Annotated in this window: 10 protein-coding genes and 2 pseudogenes; 10 read left to right on the forward strand and 2 right to left on the reverse strand. The window is 59.2% G+C overall.

The genetic code is table 11. The features are described from left to right. The 5 genes and pseudogenes from GQ57_RS29040 to GQ57_RS29060 form a co-directional block, all read left to right on the forward strand. Nucleotides 1-984, forward strand: a 984-nt coding sequence (locus tag GQ57_RS29040) for a DUF2345 domain-containing protein (RefSeq protein ID WP_034199684.1), incomplete at its 5' end; no start/stop codon positions are given. Between the two features lie 37 nt (nt 985-1,021). Then, nucleotides 1,022-5,605 (forward strand): RHS repeat-associated core domain-containing protein, encoded by a 4,584-nt coding sequence (locus GQ57_RS29045; protein WP_160257559.1) that lies wholly within the window; start codon nt 1,022-1,024, stop codon nt 5,603-5,605. A gap of 7 nt (nt 5,606-5,612) precedes the next feature. Beyond that, complete coding sequence (locus tag GQ57_RS29050; RefSeq protein ID WP_034199705.1) at nt 5,613-6,116, forward strand: DUF4265 domain-containing protein; 504 nt, start codon at nt 5,613-5,615, stop codon at nt 6,114-6,116. Nucleotides 6,117-6,150: 34 nt separating this feature from the next. After that, nucleotides 6,151-7,968: pseudogene (locus GQ57_RS38550) on the forward strand (RHS repeat-associated core domain-containing protein); the annotation flags it as partial. Further along, entirely contained in the window at nt 7,965-8,267 is a 303-nt protein-coding gene (locus tag GQ57_RS29060) for a hypothetical protein (protein ID WP_031403271.1), read from the forward strand. The pseudogene GQ57_RS38550 and the gene GQ57_RS29060, both read left to right, overlap by 4 nt. Before the next feature lie 142 nt (nt 8,268-8,409). On the opposite strand, the gene GQ57_RS42190 is transcribed toward GQ57_RS29060, so the two are convergent. After that, on the reverse strand, nt 8,410-8,622 hold the full coding sequence (locus GQ57_RS42190; RefSeq protein WP_034199685.1) for a hypothetical protein: 213 nt from the start codon (nt 8,620-8,622) through the stop codon (nt 8,410-8,412). On the opposite strand from GQ57_RS42190, the pseudogene GQ57_RS44295 reads away from it, so the two are divergent. Together GQ57_RS44295 and GQ57_RS40365 are read left to right on the forward strand one after the other, a co-directional pair. Continuing rightward, nucleotides 8,615-9,450 (forward strand): annotated as a pseudogene (locus GQ57_RS44295) (RHS repeat-associated core domain-containing protein); the annotation flags it as partial. The gene GQ57_RS42190 and the pseudogene GQ57_RS44295 sit on opposite strands and share 8 nt — an antisense overlap. A gap of 385 nt (nt 9,451-9,835) precedes the next feature. Next, nucleotides 9,836-10,132 carry a hypothetical protein gene (locus tag GQ57_RS40365; RefSeq protein WP_235215145.1) on the forward strand — a complete coding sequence of 99 codons (297 nt, stop codon included), beginning with the start codon at nt 9,836-9,838 and terminating at the stop codon, nt 10,130-10,132. 182 nt (nt 10,133-10,314) lie between these two features. Here the strand turns inward: GQ57_RS40365 and GQ57_RS43140 are convergent, their stop codons facing one another. Beyond that, nucleotides 10,315-10,476 (reverse strand): hypothetical protein, encoded by a 162-nt coding sequence (locus GQ57_RS43140; protein WP_160257560.1) that lies wholly within the window; start codon nt 10,474-10,476, stop codon nt 10,315-10,317. A gap of 262 nt (nt 10,477-10,738) precedes the next feature. Between GQ57_RS43140 and GQ57_RS43445 the strand changes: the two genes are divergently transcribed. The 3 genes from GQ57_RS43445 to GQ57_RS43905 all read left to right on the forward strand — a co-directional run bounded on the left by GQ57_RS43445 (nt 10,739) and on the right by GQ57_RS43905 (nt 12,824). Then, entirely contained in the window at nt 10,739-10,966 is a 228-nt protein-coding gene (locus GQ57_RS43445) for a hypothetical protein (RefSeq protein ID WP_175190447.1), read from the forward strand. A gap of 599 nt (nt 10,967-11,565) precedes the next feature. Further along, complete coding sequence (locus GQ57_RS40375; RefSeq protein ID WP_075122998.1) at nt 11,566-11,856, forward strand: immunity 53 family protein; 291 nt, start codon at nt 11,566-11,568, stop codon at nt 11,854-11,856. 548 nt (nt 11,857-12,404) lie between these two features. Continuing rightward, nucleotides 12,405-12,824, forward strand: coding sequence for a hypothetical protein (locus tag GQ57_RS43905; protein WP_075122996.1), 420 nt, complete (start codon nt 12,405-12,407; stop codon nt 12,822-12,824). Nucleotides 12,825-12,941 lie beyond the last annotated feature (117 nt).

Here is a 12,941-nt window from a genome sequence, read left to right on the forward strand (position 1 = left end):
TTCGCGCAGAACGCGGGGATGAAGCTGTTCGCGGGCAAGGGCAAGGTGGAGATCCAGGCGCAGTCGGACAACATCGAGGTGACCGCGCAGAAGGCGGTGAAGGTGGTGTCGGCGACGGGGCAGATCGAGATCGCGGCCGATCAGGGGATCCTGCTGACGAGCGGCGGCGGCTATATCCGGATCCAGGGCGGCAACATCGAGATTCACACGCCGGGCGCCGTGGATGTGAAGGGTGCGTCGCACACGTTCGCCGGGCCGGCCAGCATGGGGTACCCGCTGCCGAGCCCGCGGCCGGATCAGCCGGGGCAACTGGAGTTGCTGCACCAGTACGGGAACGGCCAGCCGGTGAAGGGCGGTCTGTTCTCGGTGTTCGATGCGAACGGCGGACTGTTGAAGAAAGGCGCGCTCGACAACAACGGGCACATGATCGTGAGCGGCCTGCCGCCCGGGGCGGTGCAGGTGAAGTTCGGGGAGGACTCGCGCTCGCAGGACCAGACGTCGAGCCGGTTCGATGTGGCGCCGTGGCCGGCCAATCCGGCGCCGGCGGCCGACGCCGCGGAAACCGCACAGGCACAGCTCGGCTCGTTTCTGCCGGCGGCGGGCGGTGCGGCGGGGGCGCTGACGGGCCTGGCCGGTGCGGCGACGCAAGGCGGCGCGGCATTGGCGAAGGCTGCCGTTGGCCAAGGCATGGGCATGGCCCGGCAGGCGCTGGGCGGCATGCTGCCGGCCGGTGCGTCGAATGCGCTGGGCGCGGCGCAGGCGGTCGCGGGGCTGGCGGGCTCGGCGTCGCAAGGCGGAGCCGCCCTGGCGAAGGCGGTGGCCGGCCAGGGCCTGGGTATCGCGCAGCAGGCAGCGGGCAACGTGCTGCCGGCGGGGGCGCAGGCGGCGCTGTCGCAGGCGGGGCAATTGAGTGCCGCCGCCCGGCAGGTCGGCGGTCTGGCGCAGTCGGCGCGCAGCGCCGCGGCCGCACTGAAATTGAGCTGAGCGTCGCCCCTTTCAAATATTCGAGAACAGAAAAATCATGACCGCTGCGGGCGTCCTTCAACCCAAACCTACCGATGTGTTCGTGTCTCCGATCATGAAGATCACGGAGGCCGACGTTCAGGCCGGTATCGATGTATTCGACAAGTGGCTGATCAAGGTCAGCGGCGGTGTCGTCAACGTCAATCGGCTGAAAACCGTCGCGGAGAACGTGCCGGTCCTGGCGAATATCTTCGCGGCAGTCGATGCGGTGCTCGATATCAAGGAGATGATCGAGCGCGGCAGCCAATCGATCAACCTGTTCGATTGGGTCAACCTCGGCCTCGATCTGATCGGCGTCGTGCCGTTGCCGCCGGCCACGGCCGAGCTTCGGCTCGGCGCGCGCCCGGTGTTGAAGCTGATTCGGCAGAAGATCGTCGAGAGCGGCAAGGCAGCCGGCGAGGCTGCGGTGATGGTGCTGCGCGATTCGATCATCTCGGCGATCGTCGCGAACGTGCAGGAGCGTTACGCGGGCGAGATCGAGAAATTCCTGAAGGTGATACGCGACGGGCTGAAGGAGCTGCTCGACCACTGTGCCAGGTTCATCGGCGACCTGATGAAGGCGATCGCCGACGTATTCGCGCACGCGGCGGGAAAGAAGTATGAGGTCGGGCACAACGTGACGTCGGCCGGCACGCATTTGAAGGGCGTCGGCGCCGCGATCGTCGCGTACGACGGCAGGAAGGTTCTCGACAACATCGGCGGTTTCTTCTCGGACGTCCGCAAGGTCGAGGCGAAGGTCGTCGTCAACGCGGCGACCTCGGCTGCCGACCTGATCGACTCGAATTCGACGAAGAAGCTGCAGCTTTTCGCGGACGATATCTACAAGCGGATTCCGACGGTCCAGAAGTGCATTCGCGAGCTGGACGGGAACGATGCCGGCAAGCTCGGCTGGATCATCACGATCGGCGAAGACGGCATGCGGAGCTGGCGCAAGCGCAATCCGAAACCGCAGACGACCGGGATTCAGGAGCACGGGACGGCGAAGGTCCATGAAAAACGGGCGGAGCAGCGTACCGATAGCTTGCAGAAGACGGCCGAGGCGGAGCATCCGGGGCCGAATTGCTGTCGCGAGCATTTTCCTGTCAAGACGCCGCCGGCCGCCACCGGGCATTCGATCGGATTCGCGCTCGGCGACGAACAGGTCAACCATGAGGATTTCACGATCGAGGGGCCGTTGCCGATTGCCTGGCAGCGTACCTATCGATCGTTCTTCGACGCGAACGATGCGCATGGCGAATTGGGCGCCCGCTGGATTACGCCGTATACGACCCGCTTCGATATCGCAGCGGAAAAACTCGTCTATCACGATGCCGTCGGACGAAGCATCGAATACCCGTTGCTCGGTGTCGGAAGTGCGCACGACGATCTTTCCGAGGGACAAACGCTATTGCGGCTGGACGAGCAGTGGCTGACGGTGACGCGCGGGCATGCGCTGCTCGAAGCGTACGAGCGTCACGGCAACGCGTTTCGTCTCGCATTCGTCAAGGATCGCGCCGGCAATCAGTTGACGCTCGATTACGATGCCGAGGGACGGTTGCGTCGACTGATTGCACCGCACGCGCAGGTTGCGTTCCGACACGACTCGCGGGGGCGAATCGTGGGCGCTGCGCATCATGGCGCGCAAGGCGAGTACGTCGGCACACTCGCGCACTACGAGTACGACGACGGGAATGATCTGATCGGAGCGACGGATCGCTACGGCAATCGTCGCGAGTATCGCTATCGGCACCACCTCGTGACGCGATACACCGATCGCACCGGTCGAGGCGTGAACCTCGAGTGGAACGGCGACGGGCCGAAGGCAAAGTGCTTCCGCGAATACGCCGACGACGGTAGCGACGAGGTCCGTCTCGCATGGCATCCGGATTTCCGGATGGTCAGCGTGACCGACGCGCTTGGCAATGTCACGCATCACTACTACGACAGCAAGGGCTATTCGTTCCGTGTGATTCACCCGGACGGCAGCGAAGAGTGGATGTATCGGGACGCGAACGACATGCTCGTCCAGTACATTCACCGCGACGGCACCGTCGAGCATATGGGATACGATGCGCGCGGCAACCTCGTGCGCCATCAACGTGCCGACGGCAGCGTGATCGAGATGGCGTACGACCCGAAGGACCAGCTCGTTCGCGTGACCGACCCGCTTGGCCACCCGTGGCTGCGCGAATACGACGACGCGGGAAACACGGTGGCGGAAGTCGATCCGCTCGGGCACAAGACCGAGTATGCCTATGACGGGCGCGGGCTGCTTACCCGGATCAAGGATGCGAAGGGCGGCACGAAAGCGCTGAAGTACGACGACGTCGGCCAGCTGATCAGCTATACCGATTGCTCGGGGAAGACGTCGCAGTGGACGTATGACGCCCAGGGGCGCCTCTCGGAGACGAAGGATGCAGCGGGCGGCGTGACCGCATACCGTTATGGCGAGAATGGCCAGTTGATCGAGGTCATGTCGCCGGCCGGCCGCGAGCAAATGCGCTACGACGCGGAAGGGCGCCTGCTGACACAAATCGATCCGCTGAACCGCAACACACGTTACGGCTATGACGCGAGCGGTCGCGTCAGCAGCCGGACCGATGCGTTGGGGCAATCGCTGTCGTACCGCTACGACCGGCTCGGGCGGCTCGTTGCGTTGACCGATCCGAATCACGCGAACTACACGTTCCATTACGACGCAACAGGCCGATTGATCGAGGAGATCGATTTCGACGGGAAGGTCACGCGCTATGCGTATGACGAGGCGAGCAGCCGTCTCGAGTCGGTCGACGAGGCCGGGCAGGTCATGACGATGTCCCACGACCGCGGCGGACGGCTTCAAGGCCGCTCGGCCGGTGAGGACGCGGAGCGCTTCACGTACGATCCGTTGGGCCGATTGATCGAAGCGAGCAACCGGTACAGCCGGGTTCAGCGCTTCTTCGATCCGGTCGGCAATCTGGTGCGCGAGCATCACGCGTACGACCTGTTCGGCACGCGCCGGAGTTTCGTGTGGCATCACCAGTACGATGAAACGGGTAACCGGATCGGAACGGTCAGGCCCGACGGTCATGCGGTCGGCTGGCTCACGTACGGCTCCGGACACGTTCACGGGATGATGCTGGACGGCAAGGAACTCGTGCAGATCGAGCGTGACGATCTGCATCGCGAGACGTCGCGGACGTTGCCGAGCAGGATCGATCAGCGCACGGTGTACGATCAGGCGGGGCGGCTGGCACGGCGCACCGTACAGCGTGCGAACGCGCCTGCACCGCTGGCGGAGCGCCGCTATCGTTACGATGCGGCTGGCCAGCTCGTGCAGATTGAGGACAATCGCAGGGGGCTGACGGACTATCGCTACGATCCGGTCGGTCGGTTGCTCGAGTCGATCGGAGCGGCTGGCAAGGAACGGTTCGGGTTCGATCCGGCGAGCAATATCATCGACCCGGTGCGCGTTGACGTGCCCCGCAAGGAGAGCCGGCCGAGCCCGGTGCGATCGGAGAGTACGTTGCCCCCGGAAGTGCCCAAGGTGCTGGGCAATTTGCTGAAGCAATATGCGGGGCAGCATTTTGTGTACGACGCGCGGGGCAATCTCGTCCACCGCAGATCGCCGGCGGGCGAGCAGCGCTATGAGTGGAATGCGTTCAATCGGCTGACGGCAGCGACGGTGGAGGAGGTTGGCCGCCGGAGCGAGTCGCGGTACTTCTACGATGCGTTGGGTCGTCGCATTGCGAAAGAGGTGAACGGCGAGCGCACGGTGTTCGGTTGGGATGGCGATACGCTGGCGTATGAGAGCGGGGAGCAAGGCAGCGCGCATTACCTGTACGAGGCGGGGTCGTTCGTGCCGCTGGCGCAGTATGTCGGTGCGGCGGTAGGAGGTGTCGAGACGCCGTCACGCGGGGATGTCGATCGCTATGCGCCGGAAGACGATCCGCTGCAAAGGTTGCCGGAACGGGTTGGTGACGCACACGCGTTTTATTACCACTGCGACCAGATCGGCACACCGCAATTGCTGACTGACGATGATGGCGAGGTGGTGTGGGAGGCGTCGTATCAAGCGTGGGGAGAAGCGCGGGAGGTGATCGCGCGGGCGTCGAAGGCAGCGGGGATCGTGCCGAGGAATCCGTTGCGGTTCCAGGGGCAGCAGGTTGATGAGGAGACGGGGCTACACTACAACCGGTATCGGTACTACGATCCGGGTAGTGGGCGGTTCGTTAGCAAGGACCCGATTGGGCTGGCGGGTGGGATCAACGTCTATCAATATGTACCCGCGCCAACCGGATGGATCGATCCGGTTGGGCTGGCACGCATCCCGGCCTCAGTCAAACAGAAGGTTGCTCAGGAGAATAAAGACTTCTTTGGAACGGAAAAGTGCGAGTGCTGTGGCACCGACGTCATTCCTGGCCAAAAGAGTCAACGCGGTGTCACACCTCCGGCGAACGAACGTCAGTTCGATCACGTCGAACCCGACTCGCTGGGCGGGGCGAACAACGAAAAAAACACCCAACTGCTATGCCGTAAGTGCAATCGCGGCTTCTCCAATAAGCTGAAGGAAAATTTTAAGCAACTCAACCGTTTGGGGCGCAACCCATGCGGAAATGAATAGGATCATCATGGCAGGCTTCGCAAAAATCGTGTTTCGTCTGAAGACTGATGCTGACGGATATCCGCCCGTTGGCTTCGAATCACTGTGGGGAGGGGCTCTTGGCGAGAATTCCTACGTGATCGACAACGTGCCTTACTACATATGTGGGGTGAGCAAAGGTGACACGGTCGTGACCGAGGAGATTGACGGCGAACTTGTTGCCGCTGGAGTAGTTGCTCGGGGGGGGCACTCGACCCTCCGGGTATTTGCGGAGGATGATACAACCAGAAAGGCAATTGTCCAGAGCCTCACGCAACTTGGAGCACAATGCTCGGTAACTGACGGGTTATCGCTCTTTGCAGTTGACATCGCTTCTGATGTCGAATTTCAGAGAATCGATGCCTTCTTGGCTTCGCAATGCGATGGTGAGCACGTTGCCTATGAGGATGCGTGCCTGCAGCACACGGGAATAGACAGCATACGAATGGATGAGTGTGCGTCGCTGGCGACGGTACCATTGCGGCTCAATTAGCGCGGGCAATTCCGTTGGCTGAGAGACGGTCTTACACTATAACCGGCATCGGTACTACGATCCAAACTCGGGTCGGTTCATCAGCAAAGACCCGATCGGGTTGGTGGGTGGACTGAATGGGTATCAATACGCGCCCAAGCATCACGCTTACGACCTGTTCGGCGCGAGCCGGAGTTTCGTGTGGCATCACCAGTACGACGAAATCGGCAACCGCATCAGAACAGTCCGGCCTGACGGCCATGCCGTCGACTGGCTCACGTACGGCTCCGGGCACGTCCACGGGATGATGCTGGACGGCAAGGAACTCGTTCAGATCGAGCGTGACGATCTGCATCGGGAGACATTGCGTACCCTGCCGAGCAAGATCGATCAACGCACTGCATACGATCGTGCCGGGAGGTTGGCGCAACGCACGGTACAGCGTGCGAATGCACCTGCGCCGCTGGCGGAGCGCCGGTACCGTTACGACGCAGCCGGCCAACTCGTGCAGATTGAAGACAATCGCAGAGGCTTGACCGACTATCGCTACGATCCGGTCGGTCGGTTGCTCGAATCGATCGGTCCGGCGGGCAAGGAGCGGTTCGCATTCGATCCGGCGAGCAATATCATCGATCCGGCACGTGTTGAACCGCCTCGCACGGAGAGCCGGCCGAGTCCGGTACGTGCGGAGAGTACGTTGCCTGCGGAAGTGCCCAAGATGTTGGGCAATTTGTTGAAGCAATATGCCGGAGAGCATTTCACGTACGACGCGCGGGGCAATCTCGTCCACCGCAGATCGCCGGTTGGAGAGCAACGTTACGAGTGGAACGCGTTCAATCGGCTGACTGCAGCGACGGTTGATGAGGTCGCTCGCCGGAGCGAGTCGCGGTACTACTACGATGCGCTGGGGTGTCGCATTGCGAAAGAGGTGAACGGCGAGCGCACGGTGTTCGGGTGGGATGGCGATACGCTGGCGTATGAGAGCGCGGGGCAAGGCAGCACGCACTACCTCTACGAAGCTGGCTCGTTCGTGCCGATGGTGCAGTACGTGAGTGCGCAGGTAGAAGGGTTCGAAACGCCGTCACGCAGTGCGGCCGATCGTTATGTACCGGAAGACGATCCGTTGCAGCGGTTGCCGGAACGGGTTGGTGATGCGCATGCGTTCTATTACCACTGCGACCAGATCGGTACGCCGCAGTTGCTGACGGATGATGAAGGCGATGTGGTGTGGGAGGCGACGTACCGGGCGTGGGGCGAAGCGCGGGAGGTGATTGCGCGGGTGTCGAAGGTTGCGGGGATCGTGCCGCGGAGTTCGCTGCGGTTCCAGGGGCAGCAGGTTGATGAGGATACGGGCCTGCACTACAACCGGCATCGGTACTATGATCCGAGCAGTGGGCGGTTCGTGTCGAAGGACCCGATCGGGCTGGCAGGTGGGCTGAACGGGTATCAATACGCGCCCAATCCGGTAAGCTGGGTTGATCCACTGGGGCTATCAGGCAACTCGCTTCCCGGGTCATCAAGTGTCAATCGGATCGGTGGTAATGCAATCGATAATCTTCGTTTGAAAGAGCCAGAAAAGAAGCTCAATCCTCCGGGGATTTCGGGCCTGCATAGCTGTTGTCCGTACGATGCAGCCCATCAGATGAGGAGTGCCTTTCCGAAGGCAACAGGCTTGCTGAAGTCAACTGAAACCGTAGCATCAGGCACGGCAGATGCCGTCCGAAGTGCTGGGTTTGATGTAATTGAAGATCCGACGAACAAATTTCCAAATCACGCTCGAATCGTTCATCCTGATGGTGCGGACGGCTTTAATGATGAAAAGCTTAAGGGACTTTTCGAAGCACTTGGATCAACTACACGGTGTCCACGATGATGGAGTTCTACTTGATGGATCACGGCGGAGATTTAGCGGGAGAGGTCACGGTGAGTTCCTCGAAGGAGGCGCTCATGCTAGGAGGCTTTACGCCCGTACCGCGCTTCTGCCTGTATGAACAACTATTCCGGGAGTTCGAGCAAGCAGCGAACGATCAGCTTTTTGTAGAGATAGATCGGTTGGAACACGAGATCGCCGCACTAGGCTTTTATCTGGTTGGCCCATTTCCTCAAGATGATCGACTTGAAATCGAGGATTTGCAGATCATGGGAAATGACGTGAGCTTTCGACTGAGGTAATGAACGACAAGGGCCGCTTATGCGGCCCTTGTCGTTTCTGGGCAAGATGTTCGAACGTGGTCCGGAAATCGACCAATGCGCGGTTACCCGTTTCTCCCCTGATCGGGGAGAAACGCAGCGGCGGCTGCCAGTCTGTCGGCGGCTAGAAAAGCCGTTCCGCGACCACCCGGCGCGCGCCGTCGTTGAGGTGCATTTGCTGAATTCCGGCGATCGCACGACGCAGCCAGGTATCGGAAATTGCACGATGTTCGTCGTTCGTGTTGGCCAGCGCCGCCGACGACAATTGCCGAATTCCGGCGCTGGCCGTCGCGCTGCCGTCGACGTAGTTTGCGGTGGAAATATCGTGTTGGTCCAAAACTGGCCAGCTCGTGCAGATTGAGGGCAATCGCAGGGGGCTGACGGACTATCGCTACGATCCGGTCGGTCGGTTGCTCGAGTCGATCGGAGCGGCTGGCAAGGAACGGTTCGGGTTCGATCCGGCGAGCAATATCGTCGACCCGGTGAGTGGAATGCGTTCAATCGGCTGACGGCAGCGACGGCAGCGACGGTGGAGGAGGTTGGCCGCCGGAGCGAGTCGCGGTACTTCTACGATGCGTTGGGTCGTCGCATTGCGAAAGAGGTGAACGGCGAGCGCACGGTGTTCGGTTGGGATGGCGAAACGCTGGCGTATGAGAGCGGGGAGCAAGGCAGCGCGCATTACCTGTACGAGGCGGGGTCGTTCGTGCCGCTGGCGCAGTATGTCGGTGCGGCGGTAGGAGGTGTCGAGACGCCGTCACGCGGGGATGTCGATCGCTATGCGCCGGAAGACGATCCGCTGCAAAGGATGCCGGAACGGGTTGGTGACGCGCACGCGTTTTATTACCACTGCGACCAGATCGGCACACCGCAATTGCTGACTGACGATGATGGCGAGGTGGTGTGGGAGGCGTCGTATCGGGCATGGGGAGAAGCGCGGGAGGTGATCGCGCGGGCGTCGAAGGCAGCGGGGGTCGTGCCGAGGAATCCGTTGCGGTTCCAGGGGCAGCAGGTTGATGAGGAGACGGGGCTGCACTATAACCGGTACAGATACTACGATCCGAACAGTGGCCGGTTTATTAGTAAGGATCCCATTGGGCTGGTCGGTGGCGTGAATCCGTTCCAGTACGCGCCCAATCCGATATCGTGGATCGATCCATTGGGATTGCACTGCATTCTGGCCGATACCGATCTTGTCTGTCGCGGTGGGGCATGTACTGCCGAAAGTTTTCAAACGGGAAGCGGTGTTATGTCGGATGCAAACGGGAAATTGAGTGGTATTTCTACGCAAGCTGCTCCCGGCGCAACGCTAGAAACACTGTCTCAACCGTTTCAGCATAATCAAGTCGGAGTAGCCACGGTTGGCGATATTGAGAGGGCTGGAGGAACAATTACCCTGGACGGGAAATTAAATTCAACCACCGGAAGCATGGTGATGAATCATGCAACGGTTGATGGGCTAACTGCGCAGGATGCTCAGCGGTTATTTCAGCCTACAAAGCAGAATCCAATTCCGAGGGGACAGCGAGGTGCTCGTGGGAAATGTTAAATATGTGAAAATAAATTCCAGAATATATGCTGATTTTGATAATGAGCGGCCGTTTGATGAGAATATAGTTGGTCTTTCGAAAACGGATGATGCAAGGGATTTTGACGGGAATGTTGTTGTCTTGCGCGAAGGGGATTACATTTACCTTTTCATGCCGATAGATGAAGCTTTGCCCGAATATGTTTTTTCAGAGGGGACGGTAATAAAAAATCCATACGAGACAAAACCATATAAATGGTGTTGCCAGTTGCGTGTTGCGGTTGAGAACATGGATGATTACGGAAAAAGATTTTCCGGGTGAACGAAGGGCCGCGAGCGGCCCTTGCTGTTTCTGGGCGCTGAAGCCTGAAATTGATCCACGCGCGGTTACTCGTTTCTCCCCCGATCGGGGAGAAACGCAGCGGCGGCCGCCAGTCGCCAGTCTGTAGGCGACTAGAACAGTCGTTCCGCAACCACCCGGCGCGCATCGTCGCTGAGGTGCATTTACTGAATTCCGGCGATCGCCAGCCGCAGCCAGGTATCGGCAATTGCACGATGTTCGTCGTTCGTGTCGGCCAGCGCCGCCCCCGACAATTGCCGAATTCCGGCGCTGGCCGTTGCGCTGTGGTCGGCGTCGTTTGTAGTGGAAATATCGTGTTGGTCCAAAATGCGCCACCCCCTTGAAATAGCACAGACATGACGCACGCGCCAAAACGCGTGCAAACCGGTCGCTCAGCCAAGCGTTTGAGACGTACCACATTCTTGAGCGGCGAGGCGTCGCCGCTGCGGCTGCGAATCGCACAAAGCCAGAGCAGACAATGTTTGGCGGCATGGTGCAGTTTGCACCACGTGGTGTTCAGCGAGGACGCGATGCTGGGTGCGTCTCGCGTGCTGGCTCGCCGTCGTGCTCGCGCACAATGCGGCCGAAATGGGCAACGTGTTGCGCGATGGCGCGAGCGTCATCGGGCTGCACTTCGTCGCGGACGCACCCGGCGCGATGCGGGAGCCAGAGTACCAAGATGACGTCGACGTCGCGGCCGCAGGGACGCTGCTGGCGGCACTGGAAACGGAAACGGAAACGGAAACGGAAACGGAAACGGAAACGGAAACGGAAGCGGAAACGGAAGCGGACGAGGACGAGGACGAGGACGAGTAAGGCGGGCACGTCAGCCCGCCGCGAATAGGCTTGGCGGGGCAAGTGTCATGCATTGCAAGATGCGTGGGCCGCGCTTGCGCCCGGGTGCGCGCATCGGGAAAATCGTGTCTAGGAAAAAATTACTGACGTGGCGTAGGTGAAGGGCTGGAAGCCTTGCTGGATAAGGGATTGCGGCGTATACGAGGGGCGAGCGTGTCGGTGTAAAAAGTCTATCAATACGCGCCAAACCCGGTGCAATGGGTCGATCCACTGGGGCTTTCGAAGCAATGTCCTAAATGCTTGCCTAGCTGCAACGATTACGCGTCTCAGGGGCCGAAAGATTCAACTGAGATGGCCCAAGAACTTTCAAAGCAGATCAACCAAAATTCGGTAACGTTCTCTACGCCCACAGCACAAGGCCACATTGATCTGCAAGGGGCATCGCATTTCGATAAGGCCACGGGAACAGATATTCCGACACCTCATGTTCAGACTCGTACAATTAACGTTGGGCCAAACGGCCAAGTGACGACGTCGAAAAAGACAGAGGTTACAAGGGCTGCGACTAAACAAGACGTTCGTGTTGCAAGGGAACTGGCGAGACGAAAGGGGCTGTGCAAATGAGTGATCTGATTGATGCTTTGCAAAACTGGTATACCTCCCAATGCGACGATGTTTGGGAGCACTCTTATGGCGTCGAGATTACCAATATTGACAACCCGGGCTGGAGGGTCAAGGTAAGCGGTGCGTCAGGGAGGAAGCCTGTCGATATGAATGCAGAGCGCGATGAAGAAAATTGGATCACGGTGAAGGCAACCGAAACGGAATTCGTCGGGTACGGTGGTCCTGGTAATCTGAATGAACTACTGGCGCTCGTTGTCGATTGGTTGAGCTTGCCGTGTTCGACGTGAACGCGGAGCTTCTGCCCTGCGTGGAAACCTACGTCGTGTGTCAGCCAGCGGCCTGAGATCTTGAGCCAGAGGAACCAACGGGTTATCGCTCTATGCAGTTGATATTGCTTCGGATGTCGAATTTCAGAGAATCGATGCTTTCTTGGCTTCGCAATGCGATGGTGAGCACGTTGCCTATGAGGATGCATGCCTGCAGCACGCGGGAATAGACAGCATGCGAATGGATGAGTGTGCGTCACTGGCGACGGTACCATTGCGGCTCAATTAGTATGGGCAATTCCGTTGAACGAGAGACGACCGTCCTCTGGGCTTGAGCGGCAAACTCGCAGGCAGGCTTGCAGATAAAGCGCAAAGTTTTCCGGTATCGCTGCGACCGAATAGCATTGCGATGATTGTTTCCAAGGTTTAGATGGCACAACGGCATCTGTTGCCAGCGTACGTAGTAAAAATAGTATGAGTAGAGTTCGTGATATGGACAAGGGGCAATGCTTGGTGTAATTCGTTGCTCAAGAAGTTTAATATGAACTTGATTCGACGATGTGGTCATCATGAATAGAATTGAGTTGCTTAAAAGATTGTCGAGTTGTTCTTCTGAGGGAAGGCAACTCTATGCATCTTTGTGCTTGAGGCGATACTGTGAATATAAGGATATTTCTCACCCGGCTATTGACGCCTTGCTGAGTCATCTGGATTCGATGGCTTCGAGTCGAAGCATGGCGGAATGGGATTCACGAGGGACATTGCTTGATCTAAACGGGCGAGGGGACCCAATGCCAGATAGTCTTAAAGACATGCTGCACGGCGAGGATTTGTGCGATTTTTTAATTTTGGTAGATAATGTGGTGGAGGTCGGAATTGTCGATCTCTATGGAGAAAGGACGGATCTTCCTTTGAGATTTTTGGATGAAGCGATGTGTATATTGGAAGGAAGCAGTATCTCTCTTCCGGATTTGGCTGTGAGTGCGTGACGATTGATGAATGCCGTCGGTAGATTTAAGGTGGTAATGTTGATGAGGGATTGCAAGAAGTGCGGGGCGACGCTTGCGAGAAGCAATAATTCGATAGTTAACTGGCGAGGGGCAACC

This window comes from Burkholderia sp. MSh2, from assembly GCF_000731655.1.
In the GTDB taxonomy this organism is placed as follows: domain Bacteria; phylum Pseudomonadota; class Gammaproteobacteria; order Burkholderiales; family Burkholderiaceae; genus Burkholderia; species Burkholderia paludis.

Coding starts and splice junctions, on each gene's coding strand:
- GQ57_RS29045 (WP_160257559.1), top strand. CDS start 1,022: ATGACCGCTGCGGGCGTCCTTCAACCCAAACCTACCGATGTGTTCGTG.
- GQ57_RS29050 (WP_034199705.1), top strand. CDS start 5,613: ATGGCAGGCTTCGCAAAAATCGTGTTTCGTCTGAAGACTGATGCTGAC.
- GQ57_RS29060 (WP_031403271.1), top strand. CDS start 7,965: ATGATGGAGTTCTACTTGATGGATCACGGCGGAGATTTAGCGGGAGAG.
- GQ57_RS43445 (WP_175190447.1), top strand. CDS start 10,739: ATGGGCAACGTGTTGCGCGATGGCGCGAGCGTCATCGGGCTGCACTTC.
- GQ57_RS40375 (WP_075122998.1), top strand. CDS start 11,566: ATGAGTGATCTGATTGATGCTTTGCAAAACTGGTATACCTCCCAATGC.
- GQ57_RS43905 (WP_075122996.1), top strand. CDS start 12,405: ATGAATAGAATTGAGTTGCTTAAAAGATTGTCGAGTTGTTCTTCTGAG.